We start from the raw sequence: 22,736 nt of genomic DNA on the forward strand, positions 1-22,736 counted from the left end.
TCGACTTCGGCCCGCGGCGGCCGCGGGCCGTCCCGCCGCTCGTGACGTCGTCGCGGGAGACGGCCATAATGCAGGCTCCGACGGGGCCGGCGCACCGGCCCCCGTCGCGGACACCGGGCGGGGCGGCCGCCGGTGACACGTCGTCGAGGAGGTTCCGTGGACAGTGGCCGGCCGGCGGAAGCCGAGGCGGTGCGCGGTACCACGGGGGCGTGGGCGGACGGCGCGAGCATGCACGTGGTGGGCCGTGAGCGGGAGTTAGGGGAGGTCGAGGGCTGTCTGGACGCCCCGGACGGGCCGGGCCTGGTGTTCGTGCACGGGGAACGGGGCGTGGGGCGCAGCACGTTCGCGCACGCGGTCACCGCCCGGTTGCGGGCGCGGGATCATCCGGTCGTCGCCCTGGCCTGCGTGCGCGGCGACCAGGAGCGTCCGCTGCTGCTGGCGCTGCGGGTGGTCAGCGCGCTGCGGGAGCACCGGGCGGACGCCGCGAAGCAGTGGGCGGCGGGCCGGGCGGACCAGGACGCCGAGGTGCTGCCCGCCGTGGAGCGCGGGGACCGGGCCGCGGTCGCCGAAGCGCTGCTGTCCGCTCTGACGCACGCGGCACCGGTGGCCTTGGTGGTGGACGATACGCACTACGCCGACGCGGCCTCGCTCGGCGTCCTGGGGGCGGTCGCCGTCCGGCGCCCGGCGGGGGTCCTGCTGGTGCTCACGTCGGTGTGGCACGGCGGCGGGGCCGGTGACGCGGCCCGCCGGGGCCCCGCCGTCCGGTGGCCGGCGGAGGCGGGCGCGGCGCGGGCCGTCCCCCTGCCACGGCTGACCCGGCCGCAGCTCGCCGACCTGGTGGCGCGGCGGTCCCAGGCGGTGCCCGAACCGGCCCTGGTCGAGCGGCTCCTGGAGCTGACCCGTGGGGTGCCGGCCGCCGTCGACGCGCTGTTGACCGGGTGGGCGCGGCGGGACGCGGTGCGGATCGCCGACGGGCACGCCTTCCTCGCCACGAACGCGCCGGTGCCCGTACTGCCCGACGACGACCGGTTCCTGCGGGCGCTGTTCGAACTCGGGGAACCGTGCCGGACGACGGCCGCGGCCCTGAGCGTCCTGTGGCCGCTCGGCCGGACGGCGGCGGCGCTGGCGGCCGGCTCCACCGGTCTGTCCGAACGGGAGGTCGGCCACGGCGTGCGCCGACTGATCGCCGCGGGCCTCCTCGACGAACTGCCCGGCGAGGACGGCGGCGGCCCCCGGGGCTGGGTGTTCCGCTCCCCGCTGATGGAGCACGCCGTGCGGGAACGGCTCGGGCCCCTGGAGCGCGGCCGGCTGTCCGCCGCGGCGGTGGCGGCGCTCTGGGCGGCACGGGACGGCGCGGCGGCCCCGGGGCCACCGGCCGTACTCCTGGCGGAGGCGGACGCCGTGACGTACCTGCCCGACCGGATCGCCGACGCGGGCGTGCTGCTCGACCGCGAGCGCGCGGCGGCGGAACTCACCACCGCCGCCGAGGCGTTGCACCCCGACCCCGGGGGCCGCGGGATGCTGCGGTGGTTCCGGGCGGCGCTGCACCTGATCGAGGAACCGGCGGCCCGCGAACTGGCGTTGCTGCGGTGTGTGAAGGCGGCCTGGATCGTGGGCGACCACCCGGCCGCGGGCCGGGCGGCGGAGACGATCCTGCGTGATCCCTCCGACGTCGTCAGCGCCCCGGACCTCCAGGAACTCGCCACCCTCCAGGTCGTCGCGGCCACCTCCGTGAAGGACTGGCCGCAGCTGTCCCGGCTCGGCACGGCCGAGTGGTGGGGCCGTCTGCCGCTGCCCCCGGAGGCCGCGGTGCCGGCGCGGGCGCTGGCGTTGTGCATGAGCGACCGGTGGGCGGAGGGGCTGGACCTGCTCTCGCGGACGGAGCCGGTGTGGCGCCCGCACCCGCACCTCCGGCTGATACCCGAGCTGGCGCAGGTCGCCGGGCACCTGGTGCAGGGCCGCACCGAGCTGCTCACCCGCGCCCTGGAGACACCGCCGGACCCCGGCCTCCCCCCGGAGTCGCTGTACTCGATCACGACCGGGTACACCCTCCAACTGCTCGGCAACGCCGACCTGCGCGGCGCCATGGACCTGCTCAAGGCCCGCGGGATGCCGCCCGAGGCGCTTCCCCCCACCACCCACTTCCTCCTGCTGCTCCTGCGGGGCCGCTGGGACGACGCGCTGGCGCTGGCGCGCGGCCTGGTCGCGAAGGACCGGACGTTCATCGCGGCGCCCCAGCACCATCTGTTCACCGCCGGGACCGCCGCCATCCTGCTGGCCAGGGGCAAGCCGGCCGGCGCCGGCCGCCTGATCGCCGGTGAGCGCGGGACCCACGAGGGGCATGTGGAGACCTTCCTGGACGTCGCCGAGGCCGCGGTGCTGCGGACCATGGGGCAACCGGACACGGCCGACCGGGTGTTGCGGCGCGGGCTGCGGGAGGCCGACGCGCGCGGCTATCTCTACGGCACCGACGAGCTGGCCGCCGCCCTCGCCACGCTCCGGGCGGCGGAGGGCCGGGCCGAGGAGGCGTCGGCCTGCCTGTGGCGCCTGGAGGAACTCTCCGGGCGCACCGGCAGCGGACGGACCCGGCTGCTGTACCTGACGGCCTCGGCGCGGGCCCGGGAGCCGGGCTCGGACGCCGCACGCGGGATGCTGCACGAGGCGGTGGACCTGGCCCGCTCGCGGGGCCAGCCGTTCGAGACGGCCCTCACCCTGACGGCGGCGGCCGGGGTCGCGGGCGCCACGGAACTGCTGCACGAGGCGTACGAACTGTACGGGGAGACGGGCTCGTTGCTGAGCCGCTTCCACACCCGGGCGGCGCTGCGGGAGGCCGGGCTGAGCGTGCCCGGCCGCAAGCAGGCCACCGCCGAGAACGAGCAGCTGCTGGCCACCCTCCTCACCGAGGGGCTCACCAACCGTCAGATCGCCACCGTGCTGCGGCTCAGCGAGGACGCCGTCGCCAATCGCCTCTCCCGGCTGTTCGCCCGCAGCGGCCTGCGCTCCCGTACCGAGGTCGTCTCGGCCATGCTCACCGGCAATCCCCTGACCGCCCCGGACTGAGCCGCCGGATCCGCGCCGCCCCGCCCCGCCGTGACCGTCGGCGGGGCGGGGCACCGGCCGTGCGCGGACCCGGCGACCGTCGCCCCGGAGGGGGAAAACACCAGGCAGAGGTGGGTACCTGACGACTTCATGATCCGGGGCGGGGCGGCCCGCGGCAAGCGCCGCCGGCCATCATTGCCCGTTTGTCCGTGCTCCGGGTCCCTGCGTCCGGTACTCGTGCCAGGTTTCCCTGTCCTTAAGGGATCCGGGCCCGCCGCACGCCGGTGGTCAAAAACTGCGTGGCACGATCATCTACCTCATGGGCGATTTCCGACGGGGAGGCGCAATGCCCCAGCAGATATCCACCGGCACCGTGTGTGTGGCGGTCCATTCACCCGACGCCGTCGTCCACGCGGGACTCGTCAGCTCACTGAAGCACGACCACCGCGTACAGGAAGTCCCACCGGAGAAAATCCACGAGGCCGACGCCGTGGTCGCGGCCTTCGACACCGTCGACGCCACCGCACTGGACCAGTTGCGTGCGCTGTCCGACCGGCCCGACACGCGTTTCCTGCTCATCGCCGGGCGGCACTGGCAGGCGGACGTCTCGGCGGCCATCGACCGGGGCGTGCGGGCCGTGTTATGGCGCGACGCCTTCACTCCGGCCGCCTTCGTCCGCACCCTGCTCACCGTCGCGGACGGCGGCGGCAGCTTCCCGCCCACCCTCCAGGGCACGTTGATGGAACAGGTCCGGTGGACCCACCGGGAGGTCCTCGCCCCGCGCGGCCTCACCGCCTCGGGCGTCAGCACCCGCGAACTCGACGTCCTGCGCCTGGTCTCGGAGGGCCGGGAGCTCTCCGAGATCGCCACCAAGCTGTGCTATTCGGAGCGCACGGTGAAGTACATCCTCTACGGCCTGATGAAGCGTCTGCAGCTGCGCAACCGCGCCCACGCCGTCTCCTACGCCATCCGCGCCGGACTCATCTGACCCGCCTCCGCACTCCGGGACAGCCACGATCCACCCCACAGGCCTTAACGCATCATCTTTGCTTTTAGGGTTCCGAGCGCCTAGACTCACTAACGCGAAGAATTCGCCTTAGCCGCCGCGGGCATGCGCGGCGGGGGCTGCCCCCGAGGAAGGACCCTGGGTCGTGACAGAGCACCGCTGGAACCCTCTCACCGCTCCCGAACCGCGCGACCCCGCACGGCGCGACGCCCTCGCCCTGGCGAAGCGACCCGAGACACCCGCAGGGCCCTGAACGACGACGGCACCGCCCGCCCCCCAACAGCGAAGAGAACCCGAAAGACATGACGGACATGCAGACTCCACCGGCCTCCGCCGCCCCCTCCTGGACCGTCGGCGAGGTCACCGTGCACCGCATCGACGAAGTCCTGCTGCCCCCCGACACCGGTGCCTGGCTGCTGCCCGACGCCACCCCGCAGGTGACATCCCGACACGACTGGCTGCGCCCCGACTTCACCGACGGCGCAGGTGTCCTGCGGATCGCCAGCCACACCTTCGCCTTCCGCACGGGCGAGCTGCGGGTCCTGGTCGACACCGGCATCGGCAACGGTAAGACACGCGCCAACCCGGCCTGGCACCAGCTGCGGACCGGCTATCTGGAAGACCTCACCGCCGCCGGATTCCCCCCGGACTCCATCGACCTGGTGCTCCTCACCCATCTGCACACCGACCACGTCGGCTGGAACACCCGTGAGGAGAACGGCGCCTGGGTCCCCACCTTCCCCCACGCCCGGTACGTCACCTCCCGCGCCGAGCGGGAATTCTGGGCCGGCTACGCCATGGACGCCCCGCGCGCGCAGATGTTCCGGGACTCCGTTACGCCCGTCGAGGAGGCCGGACTGCTCGATACGGTCGACGTCCCCGCCGGGGGCGTCGAGATCGCCCCCGGGCTTCGCCTGCTGCCCACCCCCGGGCACACCCCCGGCCATGTCGCCGTCGAGCTCCGCAGCGCGGGCGAGACAGCGCTGATCACCGGCGACTGCATCCACCACCCCGTGCAGTTCGCCCATCCGACGATCGGCTCCTGCGTCGACATCGACCCGGAAGGGTCCGAGGCCTCGCGCCGCCGCCTGCTCGGCTCGCTCGCCGACACGGACACCCTGGTGCTGGGCACCCACTTCCCCCCGCCCACGGCGGGCCGGGTGATCACCGATGGAGACGCCTACCGGCTGCTGCCCGTCCCCGCGGCGTGACGGTCGGGGTGCGGGCCGGGGTACGGATGGGGCGCGGCCGGGGCACGGATGGACGCAGCCACGACCTGCCCGCCCACCGGCCCCCTGCCCCGGGCCCCGCCCTGCCGCTCGACCGCCCCGCCGACTCGGCCACTCTCGGCCGCCCTCAGCCACTCTCGGCCGCTCTCAGACGGTCTCAGTCGCCCTCAGCCCGACGACGGCCCCTCGGCATCGCCGTAGCTGGTCGTTCCGCCGTCCAGCAGGGGCTCGTGTCGCTGGCCGGCCGCCCGCGAGAGCCACCGCAGGCCGTGGTAGCCCGTGAGCACGATGAGGGTGCCGAGGGCGATGCCGTTCAGCTCGAAGCTGTCCGTGAACTTCAGCGAGACCCCGCCGATGGCGACGATGATGCCCGCGGCGGCGGGGATGAGGTTCAACGGCACGGTGAAGTCGACCTTGTTCCGCACCCAGATCTGTGCGCCGAGCAGGCCGATCATGCCGTACAGGATGACGGTGATGCCGCCGAGCACGCCGCCGGGAATGGCGGCCACCACCGCGCCGAACTTCGGACACAGGCCGAAGAGCAGCGCGAAGCCGGCGGCCGCCCAGTAGGCCGCGGTGGAGTAGACGCGGGTCGCGGCCATCACACCGATGTTCTCGGCGTACGTCGTGGTGGCCGGACCGCCGACCGCGGTGGAGAGCACCGTGGCCGTGCCGTCGGCGAGGACGGCGGTGCCCAGCTTGTCGTCCAGGGAGTCACCCGTCATCTCCCCCACGGCCTTCACGTGCCCGGCGTTCTCCGCGATCAGCGCGACCAGGACGGGCAGCGCGACGAGGATCGCGGAGGCCGAGAAGTTCGGCGCGTGGAAGGTGGGGGCGCCGATCCAGTCGGCCTTCTCGACGCCCGAGAAATCGATGCGCCAGTGGTCGGTGAGCTTGCCCGCGCCGTTGACCGAATGGATCTGCCCCGCGGTCCGGTCGAGGACCCAGGACAGCACATAGCCGAAGACCAGCCCCAGGAAGATCGCGATGCGCGAGAGGAACCCCCGCAGCACGACGAGCGCGAGGCCGGTGAAGACCATCGTGCCGAGCGCCACCCACTGGTCCTGCGGCCAGTACGTACGTGCCGTCACCGGCGCCAGGTTGAAGCCGATGAGCATCACGACCGCGCCGGTCACCGTGGGCGGGAGCACCGCGTGCACGACCCGCGCCCCGAGGACCTGGACAGCGATCCCGCAGCCCGCCAGGCAGGCGCCCACCACGAGCATCGCGCCCGTCAGCGTGCCCGCGTCGCCGCCCTGGCCGGCGATCACCGCGGCCACCCCGACGAAGGAGAGCGAGGAGCCCAGGTAACTGGGGATCCGCCCGCGCGTCATCACCAGGAACAGCACGGTCGCCACCCCGGACGCCATCAGGGCGAGGTTGGGGTCCAGGCCCATCAACACCGGGGCCACGAAGCACGCGCCGATCATCGAGACCACGTGCTGGGCACCGAGCCCGATGGTCCGGCCCCACGTCAGCCGCTCCCCGGGTTTGACCACCTCGCCCGGCCCCAGGTGCTTGCCGTCCCCGTGCAGCTTCCACCCGAAGCTCGCCATGATCACGCTCCATCTCTGCGACGCCCTGCACGTCACAGAGCCGATTGAGTAATAGCCGAACACTTCCCCGCGGACAAAACCGAAGGCGGCGCCCCGCCTCCGGGCCGCCGCGACCCAGGCGAGCGGCGACCGCTTTCGTCCCCCTACGCCCCACAATTCGCCCCCCTACGCCCCACAAGGGGACGCGCCGTCCGTTACCCCGTATCGGTCAACGGCCGCCGGGGCCCTGCACGATCAGTCATCTCACTGTCACGCTGAGTGGATGACGACGACTCCGCGCCCCGTCCCGCAGCATGACCTCCTCCGTCGCCCGGCCCCGGACCGGCTACCCGCCGCGAGACCGCCCACCGGCGCGGGGACCGCGGCGGCCGCGGACCTGGCGCAGGTGCTGGTCCGGATGCGGGCGCTCGCCGCGGCGCTGCCAGCCGAGGACGGGGTGGCCGTCTTCAACGGCGTCTACCTGGCCGTCACAGAGGAGGTGGCGGAGCGGATCGGGGACGGCACGTTCCAGGACCCGTCGGCCGCCGGCGAGCTGGACCGCTGCTTCGCCCGCCGCTACTTCGCCGCGGTGGACGCCGCGACCGCCGGGCTGCGGCCGCCGGCCTGCTGGCGTCCGCTCTTCCAGCTGCGCCGGCACCCGGGGGTGCGGCCGCTGCAGTTCGCGCTGGCCGGGATCAACGCCCACATCGGCCACGATCTGGCCCTGGCGGTGCTGGACACCTGCCGGGTGCTGGAGTGCGAACCGGACGCGCTGGCGAGCGACTTCGAGCGGGTCGGCGGGGTGCTGACCAGCCTGGAGGAGCGGATCCGGGAGCGGCTGATGCCCGGCCCCGACGTACTGGAGGTGGCCGATCCGCTGACCCATCTGATCGGGTCGTGGAGTCTGGACAAGGCCAGGGACGCCGCCTGGGTGGCGGCTCGCGCACTGTGGGGCGTGCGCGGCCTGCCGGAGGTCGCCGAGGAGCTCACCGAACGCCTCGACGCCGGCGTCGGACTGGTCGGCCGGATGCTGCTGACTCCGCTGCCCGGCTGATTCCGGCTGCCGCGGCGCCCGCCCTGCCGCGGCCGTCCACGGAACGCCCCCGCGCCGGCGCTACGTTGGCCGGGGGGCCGACACGAAGGAGCACGCGATGGCCGTTCGACTCGGGCTGGGCCTGCCGCAGATGCGGCAGTACGACCTCGGACGCGATGTGCCCGACGTGGCGCGGGCCGCCGAACGGACCGGCTACGAAAGCCTGTGGGTCTTCGAACGGATCCTCTTCCCCGAGCCCGCCACCCAGGGGCTGTACGGCATCCCGGGTCTCCCCTGGCCCGACGCCTACCGCTCGGTGGCCGACCCGCTGGTGACACTCACCCTGGCCGCGGCCGCCACCGAGCGGGCCCGGCTCGGCACCAGCGTCCTGGTCGCCCCGCTGCACCTCCCCTTCCAACTGGCCCGCGCCCTCGCCTCCCTGGACGCGGCCAGCGGCGGCCGGGTGATCGCTGGCTTCGGCACCGGTTGGTCGCTGGACGAGTACGCGGCGGCCGGGGTCGCCCCGTTCGCGCGCCGCGGCGCCGTCCTCGACGAACTGCTCGACGTCTGCCACGCGGTGTGGGGCCCGGACCCGGTGGCGTACGAGGGGACGCTGACCACCGTCGCCCCGTCCGTGGTCGGGCCCAAGCCGAAGCGGCCGATCCCCGTCCTGCTGCCCGCGAACAGCCCGCGTGCGAGGCGCCGTCTGGTGGACCGGGCGGACGGCTGGATGCCGCTGGGCACCGGCGCCGAGGACTTCGCCGCCCAGTGGCGCGGGCTCGGGGAGCTGGCCGCGGAACGGGGACGCACGGCGCCGCTGTACACCGTGCTGCGGGTGAACACCCGGATCACCGCCGGGCCGTACGACGGCCGCAACCGCCGCCCCTTCCAGGGCGGTGTCGAGCAGATCGTGGCCGATCTGGCCGCGCACGCCGCGGTGGGCCCGCAGGAGATCCTGCTCGATCTCCAGGGCGACGCCCGGGACGCCGAGGAACTGAAGGACCGCGCCGCGGAGGTGTACGCGGCGGCCCGGGCGGCCGGGATCTAGGGAGTCCGCACGTCACACACCGGGCCACCGCCCTCCTGGACGGTGGCCCCGCCAACTCGCCCGCCTGCGTCGGACGCTAGTCCTCGGGCAGTTCGACCGGCGCGATCTCGTCGTAGACATCGCCCGGACCCGGGTTCGTCGCGTCCGTCGTGCCGCCGAAGTGGTGCATCACGCCCCACACGGCGTTGAGCGCGGTCTGCACCGCGCCCTCGGCCCAGCCCGCCGTCCAGGAGATGTCGTCGCCGGCGAGGAACAGGCCGCGCTTGTCCGCGGGGAGCCGGTCCTGCATGAAGTGCGTGAACAGGCGTCGCTGGTAGCGGTAGTGGCCGGGCAGGTTCGCCTTGAAGGCGCCCATGAAGTAGGGCTCGTTCTCCCAGGAGACGGTGACCGGGTTGCCGATGATGTGCTTGCGGATGTCGACCTTCGGATAGATCTCCGACAGCGACTTCAGCATGACCTCCATCCGCTCGTTCGCCCCCAGCGGCAGCCACTTGAGGCTGTCGTCGCACCAGGTGTAGGAGAGGCAGATGACGGCGGGCTCGTCCGGGCCGTTGTCCAGCAGATACGTTCCGCGGGTCATCCGGTCGGTCAGCGTCATCGACATGGTGTCCCGGCCGGTCGGGTTTCCCCTGTCGTCGACGGCCTCGTCGAGCCAGAACGGCCGGTCGACGGGGACGAAGAGCTTGCTGGACTCCATGTAGTGGGTGCGCTCCATCGCCGTCCAGTGGTCGATGGGGAACAGCGAGTCGTCGCAGGCGATCTTGCTCAGCAGCATCCAGGACTGCGCGGTGAAGACGGCGGCCTCGTAGGTGCGGATGTCGCCGTCGGCGTCGGTGACCGTGATGCGGTTGCCAGCCGTGCGGTTCAGCCGGGTCACCGCGGGCCGCGGGTCACCCTCGTGCAGCGAGGCGAGCGAGGTGCCCGGCGCCCAGTGCACGATCTTCGCCGGCTCCCGCTCCCACAGCCGCAGCGGCAGCTGCTGGCTGCCGCCGACGATGCCGCGGTGGTGGTCGTCGGCCTCGGTGTAGACGACCCGCAGGATCTCCAGGATGGAGTTGGGGAAGTCGGTGTCCCAGCCGCCGGTACCGAAGCCGACCTGGCCGAAGATCTCCCGGTGGCGGAAGGACTTGAAGGCCGTGGAGTCGCAGAGGTAGCCGTAGAAGGTCTGGTTGTCGAGCTTCTCGACGAGGCGGGACCAGATCTCGCGGATGCGCGGGACGTCGCGCTCGCGGATCGCCTGGTTCATGTCGGAGAAGTCCGCGCCCTCTTCCAGGCAGGCGTTCCAGGCGTCCATGACCTGGTGGTAGACCTCGGGGAGGTCGTCGACCGTGTGCGCGTAGTGGGACTCGCCCTTGAGGTCGACGACGGTCGAGGGGGTGTCCGGGGCCAGCGGGTTGGGGAACGGCTTGGTCGTCAGGCCGACCAGGTCGATGTAGTGCTGGAGCGCCGTCGAGGACGGCGGGAAGCGCATCGCGCCCATCTCGGCGGTCAGGCCGGCCGCCTCGGACGGGGTGCCCTCGAAGCCGACGGTGCGCAGCCGGCCGCCTATTCGGTCGGCCTCGTAGACGACGGGCCGCAGCCCCATCTTCATCAGCTCGTAGGCGGTGATGATGCCCGAGAGGCCGCCGCCGATGACCGCGACCTCCTTGCCCAGCGCGGTCGCGGGGATCTGGCCGAGGCCCGCCGGGTGGGCGAGGAAGTCGTCGTAGGCGTACGGGAAGTCCGGGCCGAACATGGTGATCGGGGGCTGGGCATCCGCGTGCTGGGCGGCGGTGGGCACCGTGGACGTCATCGGGGGCGTACTCCTTGCAGACAGGGCGCAGCAGGCAGGGCGGTGGGGGCCGACGGGACCGGCCTGCGGCAGTTCAGCGTGGGGGATCGAGGGGGTGCGAGGGGAAAGCGGGGCGGTTCGGGTGCGGGCTGGTCAGGTCAGCGGGCCGTACAACTCCGGCCGCCGGTCGTGCAGGTAGGGGTTGTCCGCCCGGGACTCCTTCAGGAACGCGGGGTCGGCTTCGGCGTACACCAGCTGTTCGGTGCGGCCGGCGCGGGCGCGCACGACACCGTCGGGGCCGGCCAGGCAGCTGAGCCCGACGAACTCGAACTCGCCCTCCGCGCCGACCCGGTTGACGTACGCCACGTACATCTGGTTCTCGAAGGCGCGGACCGGGATGACGGACTCGGCGACGAACTGGAAGGGGTGCATCTGCGCGGTGGGCACCAGCAGCAGATCGGTGCCGGCCAGCGCATGGGCCCGTACGTTCTCCGGGAACTCCACGTCGTAGCAGATCATGACGCCGATGCGGAGGCCGGCCAGGTCGGCCTGGACGACGGCCCGCTCACCCGGGGTGAACCACTCGCGCTCGAAGCAGCCGAAGAGATGGGTCTTGCGGTAGTTCGCGAGGCGCTCGCCCGCGGGGCCGATGAGCTGCGCCGAGTTGTACACCGCGGCGCCGTCGCGCTCGTCCGGCGCGGCGCGCTCGGGGTAGCCGTAGAGCACCGCGATGCCGTGGGCGGCGGCGATCTGGGCGACGGCGCGGGCGCTGTCGCCGTCGGCCGTCTCGGCGAGGCGGTGGACCTCGGCGCCGATGGCGTAGCCGGTCAGGAAGAGCTCCGGGCAGGCCAGCAGCCCGGCGCCGGTCGCGGCCGCCGCGCGGGCCGCGTCGTCGAGGATCCGCAGGTTGTGCGCGACGTCACCGGGCCGTCCCGAACTCTGGAGCAGGGCGGTGTGCAGCGACGTCATGGGATCCCTCGGCAAGGCGGTGCGGGTGGACGCCTTGACGGTACGGTCCGCCGGTGACCTGGGACAAGGCGCCACCGTTGCGTCCCGCCGAGCGATTCATTGCGCGTTCGGGGGAGAGAGCGGTGATTCGTTGCGCCTGTCGGGCCCGTGGCGGCCGGTCGACCCGGGTCCGTCCCGGAAGCGGAAAACCCCGCCGCGGGGACCGGGGGTCCGCACGGCGGGGTGCGCGAGATCAGGGGCCGGGGCTCAGCCCGGCGCTAGGGGCCGGGGCTCAGCCCGGCGCTCCGGAGCCGTAGCGGCGCAGCAGCGGCGAGAGCACCAGCACGGACTTGGTCCGCTCGACGAACGGCTCGCCGGCGATCCGCTCCAGCACCCGCTCGAAGTGCCGCATGTCGGCGGCGAAGACCTGGACGATGGCGTCCGCCTCACCGGTGACGGTGGAGGCGGACGCCACTTCCGGGTAGCGCGACAGGCCGCGGTGGATCGCCTCGGGCGAGGTGTTGCGGCGGCAGTAGAGCTCGATGACGCCTTCGGTCTCCCAGCCGAGCGCGGCCGGGTCGACGCGCACGGTGAAGCCGGTGATCGCGCCGTCCGCCCGCAGCCGGTCCACCCGGCGCTTGACGGCCGGCGCGGACAGCCCGACCTCCTGGCCGATGTCGGCGTAGCTGCGGCGGGCGTCCTCGGCGAGGGCGTGGACGATGCGTTCGTCGAGATCGTTCAGTCGCACTGCGGGTGGATCACTTCTCTGCGGTGGCCAATCGGGAGCGGCGCAAGCCGTATCCGAAGTAGACCACAAGGCCGACGGCCATCCAGGCACCGAAGACCACCCAGGTCACGGCGTCGAGGCTGCCCATCATGTAGAGGCACAGCAGGAAGCCGATCGCGGGGAAGAGCGGCGAGAGCGGCGTACGGAAGCTGCGCGGCATCTCGGGCCGGGTGCGGCGCAGCACGATCACCGCGACATTGACCAGCGCGAAGGCGAACAGGGTGCCGATGCTGGTGGCGTCGGCCAGCTGGCCCAGCGGCACCGCCGCGGCGAGCACCCCGCAGAACAGCGAGACGATCACGGTGTTGACCCGCGGGGCACCGCTCTTGGGGTGCACCTTGGAGAACACCTTGGGCACCAGCCCGTCCCGGGACATCGCGAAGAGGATGCGGGTCTGGCCGTAGAGCACGGTCAGCACGACGCTGGCGATGGCGACCACCGCGCCGAGCGCGAGCAGCACCGCCCAGAAGCTCTGCCCGGTGACGGACTTCATGATCCCGGCCAGCGCGGCCTCCGAGCCCTTGAACTTCTGCCAGGGCATGGCGCCCACGGCGATCGCCGCGACCAGGCAGTACAGCGCGGTGACGATCACCAGCGAGAGCATGATCGCGCGCGGCAGGTCGCGCTGCGGGTTCTTGGCCTCCTCGCCGGCGGTGGAGGCTGCGTCGAAGCCGATGTACGAGAAGAACAGGGTGGCGCCGGCGGCGCTGACGCCCGCCATGCCCATCGGCATGAAGTTCGCGTAGTTGCCGGAGCGCACGCCCTGCAGGGCGACGCCGCAGAACAGCAGCAGCGCGACGATCTTGACGACGACCATGATCGTGTTGGCCCGGGCGCTCTCCCTGGCCCCGCCCAGCAGGAACACCATCGCCAGCAGCACGACCACCAGCGCCGGCAGGTTGAAGATCCCGCCGTCGCCGGGCGGCTGGGACAGCGCGGCCGGGATGGTCACGCCGAAGACGCCGTCGAGCAGCTCGTTCAGATACTGGCCCCAGCCCACGGCGACGGCCGCGACCGAGACGCCGTACTCCAGGATCAGGCACCAGCCGCACACCCAGGCGACCAGCTCACCGAGGGTGGCGTACGCATAGGAGTAGGACGACCCGGAGACCGGGATGGAGCCGGCCAGCTCCGCGTAGGACAGCGCGGAGAACAGCGCGGTGATTCCGGCGATGACGAAGGAGAGGATGACCGCGGGCCCGGCGTCCGGCACGGCCTCGCCGAGGACGACGAAGATGCCGGTGCCGAGCGTGGCACCGATGCTGATCATGGTCAGCTGCCACATGCCCATGGAGCGGCGGAGCTCTCCGCCGTCCCCCTTGCCGCCCTCGGAGACCAGGCGCTCGACGGGCTTGCGCCGCATCAGCCGGGTGCCGAGTCCTGACGGGGAGGAGGGCGGTCGGGGGTCGCTGGCCCCTGCGGGCGGGGCTGCGCCGTGCTCCAACACTGGGGTGGCTCCTTTTCGCTGCCGATCGATGACGTACGGATGGCGACGACCGGCAGCGGTCGGTACAAGGGCATGCCGAAACACGCCGCAGCAGGAGACCGCCGAGCAGGCGGTCCCCGCCACTCCACGTACAGCGCTTGACCTTACGGGCCGCCGCTGACCTGCCGTAATGCAGGTTCCTTGCGTAACCGTGGATGATCGTTGCGCACCGGCGCGGTGGACGATGGATCGTTGCGCGCCAGGCTCCGATCGTAACGGCCGCTTCCGGTTGTCCCGTCCTCCGGGGCCGGGGAGTCCACATACCGGAACGGCCCCGCACCGGGTGGGTGCGGGGCCGTGCGGCGGCGTGCGGGGCGTCGCGGCCCCTCGGCGGTCAGTTCCAGCTGTCGTGCAGCGGCTTGCCCTCGGCGTAACCGGCGGCGCTCTGCACCCCGATCACGGCCTTGTCGGCGAACTCCGCGAGGGAGCCGGCGCCCGCGTAGGTGCAGGAGCTGCGGACACCCGCGATGATCGTGTCGATCAGGTCCTCGACACCGGGACGTGCCTGGTCGACGAACATCCGGGAGGTGGAGATGCCCTCCTCGAAGAGTCCCTTGCGGGCCCGGTCGTAGGCCGACTCGTCGCTGGTGCGGTTGCGCACCGCACGCGCGGAGGCCATGCCGAAGCTCTCCTTGTACGGCCGGCCGTCGGCGGTGTGCTGGAGGTCACCGGGCGACTCCAGGGTCCCGGCGAACCACGAGCCGATCATGACGTTGGACGCGCCGGCGGCCAGCGCCATCGCGACATCACGGGGGTGGCGCACCCCGCCGTCGGCCCAGACGTGCTTGCCGAACTTGCGGGCCTCGGTGGCGCACTCCAGCACCGCGGAGAACTGCGGCCGGCCGACGCCGGTCATCATCCGGGTGGTGCACATCGCGCCCGGTCCGACACCGACCTTGATGATGTCGGCGCCGGCCTCGATCAGATCCCGGACGCCCTCGGCGGCGACGATGTTGCCCGCCACGATCGGGACCTGCGGGTCCAGTGCGCGGACCGCCTTGATCGCGCTGATCATCGACTCCTGGTGGCCGTGCGCGGTGTCCACGACGAGCGTGTCCACGCCGGCGTCCAGCAGCGACTTCGCCCGCCCGGCCACATCGCCGTTGATGCCCACGGCGGCCGCGATCCGCAGCTTGCCGTCGGCGTCCGTGGCGGGGGTGTAGAGGGTGGCGCGCAGCGCGCCCTTGCGGGTGAGGATGCCGATCAGCATGCCGTCGGCGTCGACCGCGGGCGCGAGCTTGCGGTTGGCGGCGTCCAGGCGGTTGAAGGCCTCGCGCGGGTCGATGTCGGCGTCCAGCACCAGCAGGTCGCGCGACATGACCTCGGCGACCTGGGTGAAGCGGTCCACCCCGGCCAGATCGTGCTCGGTGACCACGCCGACCGGACGGCCGCCCTCGACGACGATGCCCGCGCCGTGCGCCCGCTTGGGCAGCAGCGCCAGCGCGTCGGCGACGGTCGCGACCGGGGACAGCACGATCGGGGTGTCGAGGACCAGGTGGCGGCGCTTGACCCAGGTCACGACGTCGGTGACGACATCGATCGGGATGTCCTGCGGGATGACGACCAGGCCACCGCGGCGGGCTACGGTCTCGGCCATCCGGCGGCCGGCGATCGCCGTCATGTTGGCGACCACGAGCGGGATGGTGGTACCGGTCCCGTCGTGCGAGGACAGATCCACGCCCTGGCGGGAGCCCACGGCGGAGCGGCCGGGGACCATGAACACGTCGTCGTAGGTCAGGTCGTAGGGCACCGAAGAACTCTCTTCGAGCGCGCCGTTCTTCGGATTCAGGAATCGCATACGGCCAGGATACGGGCCCTGACCAGGGCTCATATGATTGTCTGAGGGAATTGCCAGCCGTGTGTGCGATCCCCCAACGGCTCCCGCGGGCCGTGGCCCGCACCCCCTGGCTAGGCGCCCTGCCGGGCCCGGCACCTGACCATGATCACGGCCAGGCCGGTGGCCGTGTCCCGCCAGTACCCCACCGCGTCCGCCAGGATGCCCTCGACCACGCTCCAGTCCTCCGGCGCCGCGGTCGCGTAGCCCTGCCAGCCGGTCACGACCAGCAGCCGGCCGCGGTCCGTGGGGCACCAGGACAGATCGGTCAGACAGTCGGCCAGGGCGTCCCAGTTGCGTCCGAACCAGTCCGGCAGCCGCAGCGCGCGGGCGCACCGGTCCATGAACGCTTCCTTGCCGGTGACCCCGTCGAGGTCCAGGGTCATCCCCCGCCAGCCGGCGTCCTCGGCGGCGGCAAGCGCCTCGGCCACCGAGCGCTCCGCGGGCCAGGGCAGCACCCCGGGAGGCGTACTGCCGTCGAGCACCGCAGCGAGCGGCCGGGGCACAGAACCCGTCATCGGAGCACCGCCTTGAAGGTCCGGTAGTGGTCGTCGGTGTAGTAGGTCTCGTGACTCTCGCCGGTGACGAGCCGGCGGGCGCCGCGGTCGGGCGATCCGGGCGTGCGCACCGTGTACTCGTGATAGTGCCCGCGCGGCTGACGGGGCAGCAACCGCTCGCGGTTGGCGAAGACGGTGCCGTCCTGTCGGTAGGGGAAGGGGCCGCCGGCGTCGATGAGCCGGAGGGTGTCCCGGGCCTGCACGGGCAGCCGGGCCACGCCGACGACCGGCATCCCCCGCGCCCAGGACGGCACCCCGGAGGCACCCGGCGATCCGGCGGCGGCCGTGGCGGCGGAGCCCGGTACTCCCGGCGAACTCCCGTCGCCGGCACCGCTCGTGGCGCACCCCGTCAGGACCAGGAGCAGCCCGGCGAGCAGCGCGCCGAGGACTGCGGCGGCGCGGGGCACCGCGGAGCGGATCACCATGCGCCGATGCTGTCACAGGCCCGAGTGGGCCGCTCGCCGGTGACCGCAGCGGGGTGGGAGGAGCCGAGCGGCGGCCGTCCGCGCCGCCTCACACCCCGGTGCGGGTCACGCGCCGTCAGGGTCCGCGCGGTCCAGTGCGGGGCGCGGGGCGGGGCCGGTCTCCAGCAGCAGGTGGTCGGCGGCGGCGGTGTCCGTGACCAGGCTGGTCACCAGGCCGGACCGCAGCACCGCGTCGATCGCGTCGGCCTTGCGCCGGCCGCCGGCGATGGCGACGACCTCCGGGATACGGCGCAGCCGGTCCGCCTCGACGGTGATGCAGCGCTCGCCGAGGTCCCGGCCGATCCGGCGGCCCTCGGCGTCGAAGAGGTGCGCCGACATCTCGGCGGCCGCGCCCAGCGAGGCGTAGTGCTCGCGCTCCTGCTCCGAGAGCATGTCGTAGACGGTCGAGACTCCGGGCTCCCAGGAACCGATGGAGACGCAGGCGACGGTGACCTTGTCGAAGTAGTCGAACGCCCGGGCGATGCCGGTCTGCCGGCGCAGCGCCTCGGCGGTCGCCGAATCGGGCAGCAGCATCGGTGCGTAGATCGGGTGCGCCTCGCCGCCGGCGACATCGGCCGCCCGGCGCACCGCCTCGACCGAGCCGCGGTCGGCGGTGCCCGCGTCGTAGACACCGGTCAACTGCACGACGGTGCACGGCGGGAGGCGGTGCAGCGCGGCCGCCATGTGGATGGTCGACCGGCCCCAGGCCAGCCCGAGCACATCGCCCTCGTTGACCAGCTCGCCGAGCAGATCGGCGGCCACCTCGCCGAGGTTCTCCGGATCGGCGGCGTCGTCGGGCGGATTCTGCACGCCGAAGGCGGGGGGAGCGTCCGCGGGCGATTCGACGACCACCGCGTGCCGCAGGCCGTAACGGGCCCGCAGGGCGTCGGAGCGCTCGGCGTCGAGTTCGGAGGGGACCCGGATCTCGATCCGTACGAGATCACGCTCCAGCGCCGTCTCCAGCACCCGCGCGACCTTGAACCGGCTGACGCCGAACTCCTCCGCGATCTGGATCTTCGACTTTCCCTCAAGATAGAAACGGCGGGCCATGGCCGCAGCCTGCACCAGCTCGGCAGGGCCCATTCCGGACTGTGGGCGGCTGGCTACCACGAAATTCTCCCCTTTTGCGCATCTGATCGAGTCTTTGCTCATCCTTTCAGAAACCCGGCGGCAACGGGGACCACGACCGCCCCGACCCACGTGAACGCTCGGTGGCGCCACGGGCAAGAGGCGGCAAGGCCGCAAACGGACCGCTCCGCGCGGACCGCGGCGGCCGGGCCGCCGGCCCCCGTCTCCGCACGCTTCAGTGCGCGCAGCCCCGTCCCCAGCCGGCCGCCGCGGTCGCCGCCTCGGCCTTCTCCCGAAGATCACGAACGGCCTTGGCGGGATCATCCGCGCCGTAGACCGCCGAGCCCGCCACGAACACATCGGCGCCCGCCTCCGCGCAGCGCTCGATGGTCTCCGCCGAGACCCCGCCGTCGACCTGGAGCCCCAGCTCCAGGCCGTGCCGGGAGATCAGCTCACGGGTGCGGCGGATCTTGGGCAGCATGATGTCCAGGAACGCCTGACCGCCGAAGCCGGGCTCCACCGTCATGATCAACAGCATGTCGAGCTCGGGCAGCAGGTCCTCGTACGGCTCGATCGGCGTGGCCGGCTTCAGCGCCATCGAGGCCCGCGCGCCCTTGGCCCGGATCTCCCGCGCCAGCCGCACCGGAGCGGCCGCCGCCTCCACGTGAAAGGTGACCGAACCGGCCCCCGCCTCGATGTACTGCGGCGCCCAGCGGTCCGGGTCCTCGATCATCAGATGCAGGTCGAGGGGCGTCCGCGTCGCCTTGCTCAGCGACTCGACGACGGGCACGCCGAGGGTGAGGTTGGGGACGAAGTGGTTGTCCATCACGTCGACATGGAGCCAGTCGGCGCCCTCGACCGCCTTCGCCTCCTCGGCGAGCCGGGCGAAGTCCGCGGACAGGATGCTGGGGTTGATCAAGGCCATGCCCCCAGTATGGCGTGCGCGCCGGGGAACGGCGGAGGCGGGGAGCGGCCGGAGGGGCGGTGTCCGATGCCCGAGCGGCCTGCGCCGGTGCGGCTTCCGCGCCGTCCCGGCGGGGCCCTCCGTGCGCCCTTTCCCGCCCGGACTGTCAGTGGGCTACGGCAGAGTGGCCGCCAGGGGAACAGAGCCGGGGACGGTGGTGGTGACGGGCGCGGCCGGGCGGATCGCGTCGGCGGTGCGGGCCGGCCTGGGGATGCGGCGGAGCGCCTGGTGCGACGCGGAGGCCTTCGCCTCCCTCATACCGTCGCCACCGGGCGAATCCACCGCGCAGAGACGAGAACGCACTCCAGGTCGGGGCGTACGCCCACCCGGAATTCGCCCTCCACCACCTCTGAACGGGCCAACCGCCGTGGCGGGCCGCTCAGTTGCGGCCCCTGTCCGGCGGCTCATGGCGCGCGCCGGAGGCGGCCGATGGCAGGCCTCCGGCGGGGCCGCCCCGAGAGCGGCAGGCCACGGGGACACCCGGCCGAAGAGCGGCAGGCGCCGGGAACGTCCCCGTCGCCCCTCAGCCCGTGCGGCGCAGGAGGGCCAGGTACATCGCGTCCGTGCCGTGGAGGTGCGGCCAGAGCTGGACGTCGGGGCCGTCGCCGAGGGCCGGGACGCCCGGCATCAGGGGGCGGGCGTCGATCCACTCCACCTCGGCGGGTGCGCCGCCGCGACCCTTGAGGACGTCGTCGACCACGGCGCGCGTCTCGGCCGGATGCGGTGAGCAGGTCGCATAGCCCACGACACCGCCGACCCGGACCGCCGTCAGCGCCTGCCGCAGCAGCTCGCGCTGGAGCGGGGCGAAGCCGTCCAGGTCCTCGGGGCGGCGGCGCCAGCGCGCCTCCGGCCGCCGGCGCAGCGCGCCCAGACCGGTGCACGGCACGTCCACCAGGACCCGGTCGAAGGCCCCGGCACGCCAGGCGGGGCGGGTCCCGTCGGCGGCGATGACCGCGTACGGGCCCGGATTGCCGTCGAGCGCGCGGGCGACCAGCCGGGCCCGGTGCGGCTGCTTCTCCGACGCCAGCAGGGCCGCGCCGCGCTGTGCCGCGAGCGCCGCCAGCAGCGCCGCCTTGCCTCCGGGACCCGCGCAGCCGTCCAGCCAGGCGCGGTCGGTGCCCTCGACGGGCGCGTTGGCCAGGGCCAGGGCGACGAGCTGGCTGCCCTCGTCCTGCACCCCGGCGCGTCCCTCGCGGACCGGCTCCAGCGCGCCCGGCTCGCCGCCCTCCGCGAGCCGCACCGCGTGCGGGGACCAGCGGCCGGGCAGCGCACTGTCCTCGCCGGCCACCACCAGCAGCTCCTCGGCGGTGGACCGGCCGGGGCGCGCCACCAGCGTCACCTCGGGGCGCTCGTTGTCGGCCTCCAGCAGGTCCTCGATGCCGGCCCGGCCGCCGCCGAGCGCGTCCCACAGCGCCGAGACCACCCAGCGGGGATGCGCATGGACGATGCCGAGGTGCTCCTCGGGGTCCTCGTCGTACGGCGGGGCGACCCGCTCCAGCCAGCCGTCCAGATCATGGGCCGCGACCTTGCGCAGCACCGCGTTGACGAACTTCGCCCGCCCGTCGCCCAGCACCACCCGGGCCAGCTCGACGCTCGCGCTCACCGCGGCGTGCGTGGGGATGCGGGTACCGAGCAGCTGGTGCGCGCCGAGGGTCAGCACGTCCAGGACCGGCGGGTCCACCTCGCGCAGCGGGCGGTCCACGCACTGCGCGATGATCGCGTCATAGGTGCCCTGGCGGCGCAGCGAGCCGTAGACCAGCTCCGTCGCGAGCGCCGCGTCCCGGGCGTCGAAGTCCTCGCCCTCGCGCGCCTTGCGCAGCAGCGGCGGCAGCACCAGATTCGCGTACGCGTCCCGCTCGTCCACGGCCCGCAACGCCTCGAACGCGAGGATGCGGACCGGGTCCTTCTGCGGGCGGCGATAGGGCTTGCTGGGGCGGCGACGCGGCTGCTGACTCACAGAAAAGGTGCTCCGGATACGAGATGAGGGGTCCCTGCCAGCCTACGCGGGCCGGCCGGCCCGCTGCGCGGCGAGGCCGGTTCGCGGGGAGGCCGGGGGCCGGGGCGTATGCGGGGTACGGGCCCGTGCCCCGGGCACCCCGCGTGCGCCGGCGGACCGGAGCGCGTGACGGCCGGGGCTCAGTCCCCCAGCCGCTCCCCGCCCTCGATCCGCACCCCGCGCGCCCAGTCGGCCGCCTTCATCGGCTTCTTGCCCTGCGGCTGCACCCAGACGAGTTCCAGGGGGTGGCTGCCGGTACCGGCGTACACCGCCTTCTTGGTGACGGCGAGTTCGCCGGGCGCCAGCGCCAACTCGTCGTGACCCGCTGCGGAGAGGGCCGACATCAGCTTGAGCCGCTCGTCGCGGAAGACCGTCCAGGCCCCGGGCGCGGGCGCACAACCGCGGATGACCCGGTCGACCCGCAGCGCGGGCGCCGCCCAGTCCACCTTGGCGTCCTCGACCTCGATCTTCGGTGCGAGCGTGACGCCCTCGGCCGGCTGCGGCACCGCCTGGAGCGTGCCGTCCTCGATGCCGTCCATCGTCGCCACGAGCAGCCCGGAGCCGGCGAACGCCAGCCGGGTCAGCAGGTCACCGCTGGTGTCCTGCGGCCGGACCTGCTCGGTCAGCACGCCGTAGACCGGGCCGGAGTCCAGCCCCTCCTCGATCTGGAAGGTCGAGGCGCCGGTCACCTCGTCGCCCGCCAGCACCGCGTGCTGCACCGGCGCCGCCCCCCGCCACGCGGGCAGCAGCGAGAAGTGCAGATTGACCCATCCCCGGGCGGGGATGTCGAGCGCGGACTTCGGCAGCAGCGCACCGTAGGCGACCACCGGGCAGCAGTCCGGCGCGATCTCCCGCAGCCGGGCCAGGAAGCCCTCCTCGCGCGGCCGGCCGGGCTTGAGCACCTCGATGCCGGCCTCCTCCGCCCGCTCCGCGACGGGGCTGGCGACCAGCTTGCGGCCGCGGCCGGCGGGCGCGTCGGGCCGGGTCACGACGGCCACGACCTCGTGCCGGTCCGAGGCGATCAGGGCATCGAGGGCGGGTACGGCGACCTCGGGGGTGCCGGCGAAGACAAGCCTCATGGGTGGCGAACTACCTCTCACACGCAACGGAACGACGCACCAGTCTAGGCGTCCGGCTCCCCGGACACGGGCGACGGATCGAGGGGGCGTACACGAATTCCCGCGCCTTGTAAGGAAGCTCGTACGCCCCCATACCGTGACCAGAGCCGCTGCTGTCGCGTTGGTCAAAAAGCATTGACCTGAAAACCGGGCCGCGCCGGCGGCCCGCACTCTTTCACTCTTCCTCATCCACGCCGGTTCGAGAGGCTTGCTCATGGCCGACCACGCAACCCACGACGCCCAGGCGCGCGCCAGCCTGCATCTCCTGGTGCGGGACATCGAACGGGTGCGCCGGCAGGTGGACGCATTGCGCACGCTGACCGCTCAGCTCGGCAACGTCTACCGGCCGCGGCGCACGGGCCCCTCCGCGGGCTTCGTCGTCTACGGACGCGCGCCCGCCCCGACGGTGCGCCTCGCCCAGGAGCTGCGGGACAGCGTCGAAACGCTCGTCACCGCCGCGGTCGATTTCGACCGCTCGCTGGGCTTTTCGTGGGACGCGGTGGGTTCGGCGCTCGGCGTCACCAAACAAGCGGTGCACCGCCGTTACGGCGGCCGCAGAGCCGCCGCCCAGCCCGCCCCCGACGCCAACGGCGCGGAGCCGGCGGTCCGTTCCCCCGAGTCCGCCGCGCCCCGCGCGGTGACGATGGCGGCGGGTCTGCCCGGCTCGGCGGCCGTCTCCGCCGCCCGATCGCTGCCCGCCCAGCCGTCCGCCACCACCCGCGACGAACCCGCCCGCCCGGGCGCCTTCCCCGGCCCGCGCAACGGCTGAACCACTCCCCCACCGGGCGCCCCCGCGCCCACGCGCCGCCCGACAGCGCCCCGGGACCGCCCGCCGACACCGGTTCCGGGGCGG

General features: G+C 73.4%; 19 protein-coding genes. 6 read left to right on the forward strand and 13 right to left on the reverse strand.

What is annotated here, in order from left to right:
- Positions 1 to 156: 156 nt before the first annotated feature.
- From ACQP17_RS05975 to ACQP17_RS05985, 3 genes are all read left to right on the forward strand, one after another.
- A complete protein-coding gene (locus ACQP17_RS05975; protein ID WP_433855309.1) occupies positions 157 to 3,060 on the forward strand; it encodes an AAA family ATPase in 2,904 nt (967 codons plus the stop codon).
- Between the two features lie 325 nt (positions 3,061 to 3,385).
- Positions 3,386 to 4,027 (forward strand): response regulator transcription factor, encoded by a 642-nt coding sequence (locus tag ACQP17_RS05980; RefSeq protein ID WP_433855310.1) that lies wholly within the window; start codon positions 3,386 to 3,388, stop codon positions 4,025 to 4,027.
- Positions 4,028 to 4,356: 329 nt separating this feature from the next.
- Positions 4,357 to 5,256, forward strand: a complete 900-nt coding sequence (locus tag ACQP17_RS05985) for an MBL fold metallo-hydrolase (RefSeq protein WP_433855311.1) — start codon at positions 4,357 to 4,359, stop codon at positions 5,254 to 5,256.
- 185 nt (positions 5,257 to 5,441) lie between these two features.
- Here ACQP17_RS05985 and ACQP17_RS05990 read toward each other — a convergent pair whose 3' ends face one another.
- The gene (locus ACQP17_RS05990; protein WP_433855312.1) at positions 5,442 to 6,830 is read right to left on the reverse strand and encodes a uracil-xanthine permease family protein; all 1,389 of its coding nucleotides are present in this window, start codon (positions 6,828 to 6,830) and stop codon (positions 5,442 to 5,444) included.
- 262 nt (positions 6,831 to 7,092) lie between these two features.
- On the opposite strand from ACQP17_RS05990, the gene ACQP17_RS05995 reads away from it, so the two are divergent.
- Both ACQP17_RS05995 and ACQP17_RS06000 read left to right on the forward strand, forming a co-directional pair.
- The gene (locus tag ACQP17_RS05995) at positions 7,093 to 7,863 is read left to right on the forward strand and encodes a DUF5995 family protein (RefSeq protein ID WP_433855313.1); all 771 of its coding nucleotides are present in this window, start codon (positions 7,093 to 7,095) and stop codon (positions 7,861 to 7,863) included.
- 97 nt (positions 7,864 to 7,960) lie between these two features.
- Positions 7,961 to 8,890, forward strand: coding sequence for an LLM class F420-dependent oxidoreductase (locus ACQP17_RS06000; protein ID WP_433855314.1), 930 nt, complete (start codon positions 7,961 to 7,963; stop codon positions 8,888 to 8,890).
- A 76-nt stretch (positions 8,891 to 8,966) separates the two neighbouring features.
- Here ACQP17_RS06000 and ACQP17_RS06005 read toward each other — a convergent pair whose 3' ends face one another.
- The 12 genes from ACQP17_RS06005 to fmt form a co-directional block, all read right to left on the reverse strand.
- On the reverse strand, positions 8,967 to 10,682 hold the full coding sequence (locus tag ACQP17_RS06005; RefSeq protein ID WP_433855315.1) for a flavin monoamine oxidase family protein: 1,716 nt from the start codon (positions 10,680 to 10,682) through the stop codon (positions 8,967 to 8,969).
- Positions 10,683 to 10,814: 132 nt separating this feature from the next.
- Positions 10,815 to 11,630, reverse strand: a complete 816-nt coding sequence (locus tag ACQP17_RS06010; protein WP_433855316.1) for a carbon-nitrogen hydrolase family protein — start codon at positions 11,628 to 11,630, stop codon at positions 10,815 to 10,817.
- Positions 11,631 to 11,901: 271 nt separating this feature from the next.
- Positions 11,902 to 12,357: an Lrp/AsnC family transcriptional regulator gene (locus ACQP17_RS06015; protein WP_189097113.1), complete on the reverse strand. Its 456-nt coding sequence runs from the start codon at positions 12,355 to 12,357 to the stop codon at positions 11,902 to 11,904.
- A gap of 10 nt (positions 12,358 to 12,367) precedes the next feature.
- A complete protein-coding gene (locus ACQP17_RS06020; protein WP_433855317.1) occupies positions 12,368 to 13,843 on the reverse strand; it encodes an amino acid permease in 1,476 nt (491 codons plus the stop codon).
- Positions 13,844 to 14,216: 373 nt separating this feature from the next.
- Positions 14,217 to 15,680, reverse strand: a complete 1,464-nt coding sequence (locus ACQP17_RS06025; RefSeq protein WP_381471195.1) for a GuaB1 family IMP dehydrogenase-related protein — start codon at positions 15,678 to 15,680, stop codon at positions 14,217 to 14,219.
- A 110-nt stretch (positions 15,681 to 15,790) separates the two neighbouring features.
- Positions 15,791 to 16,234, reverse strand: a complete 444-nt coding sequence (locus ACQP17_RS06030) for a barstar family protein (protein ID WP_433855318.1) — start codon at positions 16,232 to 16,234, stop codon at positions 15,791 to 15,793.
- Entirely contained in the window at positions 16,231 to 16,698 is a 468-nt protein-coding gene (locus ACQP17_RS06035) for a ribonuclease domain-containing protein (RefSeq protein WP_433855319.1), read from the reverse strand. Before ACQP17_RS06035 ends, ACQP17_RS06030 begins: the two co-directional genes overlap by 4 nt.
- Before the next feature lie 105 nt (positions 16,699 to 16,803).
- Entirely contained in the window at positions 16,804 to 17,820 is a 1,017-nt protein-coding gene (locus ACQP17_RS06040; RefSeq protein ID WP_189097118.1) for a sugar-binding transcriptional regulator, read from the reverse strand.
- A 220-nt stretch (positions 17,821 to 18,040) separates the two neighbouring features.
- Positions 18,041 to 18,730, reverse strand: a complete 690-nt coding sequence (gene rpe, locus ACQP17_RS06045) for a ribulose-phosphate 3-epimerase (RefSeq protein ID WP_364876313.1) — start codon at positions 18,728 to 18,730, stop codon at positions 18,041 to 18,043.
- Between the two features lie 153 nt (positions 18,731 to 18,883).
- Entirely contained in the window at positions 18,884 to 19,027 is a 144-nt protein-coding gene (locus ACQP17_RS06050; RefSeq protein WP_433855320.1) for a hypothetical protein, read from the reverse strand.
- A gap of 265 nt (positions 19,028 to 19,292) precedes the next feature.
- Positions 19,293 to 20,726: an RsmB/NOP family class I SAM-dependent RNA methyltransferase gene (locus ACQP17_RS06055; protein WP_433855321.1), complete on the reverse strand. Its 1,434-nt coding sequence runs from the start codon at positions 20,724 to 20,726 to the stop codon at positions 19,293 to 19,295.
- Positions 20,727 to 20,905: 179 nt separating this feature from the next.
- Positions 20,906 to 21,844, reverse strand: a complete 939-nt coding sequence (gene fmt, locus ACQP17_RS06060; protein WP_433855322.1) for a methionyl-tRNA formyltransferase — start codon at positions 21,842 to 21,844, stop codon at positions 20,906 to 20,908.
- A 253-nt stretch (positions 21,845 to 22,097) separates the two neighbouring features.
- Between fmt and ACQP17_RS06065 the strand changes: the two genes are divergently transcribed.
- Positions 22,098 to 22,652 (forward strand): hypothetical protein, encoded by a 555-nt coding sequence (locus ACQP17_RS06065; RefSeq protein WP_433855323.1) that lies wholly within the window; start codon positions 22,098 to 22,100, stop codon positions 22,650 to 22,652.
- Positions 22,653 to 22,736: the final 84 nt, after the last annotated feature.

It is taken from the genome of Streptomyces kronopolitis (genome assembly GCF_050953795.1).
Taxonomy (GTDB): Bacteria; Actinomycetota; Actinomycetes; order Streptomycetales; family Streptomycetaceae; genus Streptomyces; species Streptomyces kronopolitis_A.

What these genes read in the sequence shown, in the direction of transcription:
- ACQP17_RS05980 (WP_433855310.1), top strand. Translation starts at nt 3,386, where the DNA reads ATGCCCCAGCAGATATCCACCGGCACCGTGTGTGTGGCGGTCCATTCA.
- ACQP17_RS05985 (WP_433855311.1), top strand. Translation starts at nt 4,357, where the DNA reads ATGCAGACTCCACCGGCCTCCGCCGCCCCCTCCTGGACCGTCGGCGAG.
- ACQP17_RS05990 (WP_433855312.1), bottom strand. Translation starts at nt 6,830, where the DNA reads ATGGCGAGCTTCGGGTGGAAGCTGCACGGGGACGGCAAGCACCTGGGG.
- ACQP17_RS05995 (WP_433855313.1), top strand. Translation starts at nt 7,093, where the DNA reads ATGACGACGACTCCGCGCCCCGTCCCGCAGCATGACCTCCTCCGTCGC.
- ACQP17_RS06000 (WP_433855314.1), top strand. Translation starts at nt 7,961, where the DNA reads ATGGCCGTTCGACTCGGGCTGGGCCTGCCGCAGATGCGGCAGTACGAC.
- ACQP17_RS06005 (WP_433855315.1), bottom strand. Translation starts at nt 10,682, where the DNA reads ATGACGTCCACGGTGCCCACCGCCGCCCAGCACGCGGATGCCCAGCCC.
- ACQP17_RS06010 (WP_433855316.1), bottom strand. Translation starts at nt 11,630, where the DNA reads ATGACGTCGCTGCACACCGCCCTGCTCCAGAGTTCGGGACGGCCCGGT.
- ACQP17_RS06025 (WP_381471195.1), bottom strand. Translation starts at nt 15,680, where the DNA reads ATGCGATTCCTGAATCCGAAGAACGGCGCGCTCGAAGAGAGTTCTTCG.
- ACQP17_RS06030 (WP_433855318.1), bottom strand. Translation starts at nt 16,234, where the DNA reads ATGACGGGTTCTGTGCCCCGGCCGCTCGCTGCGGTGCTCGACGGCAGT.
- ACQP17_RS06035 (WP_433855319.1), bottom strand. Translation starts at nt 16,698, where the DNA reads ATGGTGATCCGCTCCGCGGTGCCCCGCGCCGCCGCAGTCCTCGGCGCG.
- ACQP17_RS06040 (WP_189097118.1), bottom strand. Translation starts at nt 17,820, where the DNA reads ATGGGCCCTGCCGAGCTGGTGCAGGCTGCGGCCATGGCCCGCCGTTTC.
- rpe (WP_364876313.1), bottom strand. Translation starts at nt 18,730, where the DNA reads ATGGCCTTGATCAACCCCAGCATCCTGTCCGCGGACTTCGCCCGGCTC.
- ACQP17_RS06050 (WP_433855320.1), bottom strand. Translation starts at nt 19,027, where the DNA reads ATGAGGGAGGCGAAGGCCTCCGCGTCGCACCAGGCGCTCCGCCGCATC.
- fmt (WP_433855322.1), bottom strand. Translation starts at nt 21,844, where the DNA reads ATGAGGCTTGTCTTCGCCGGCACCCCCGAGGTCGCCGTACCCGCCCTC.
- ACQP17_RS06065 (WP_433855323.1), top strand. Translation starts at nt 22,098, where the DNA reads ATGGCCGACCACGCAACCCACGACGCCCAGGCGCGCGCCAGCCTGCAT.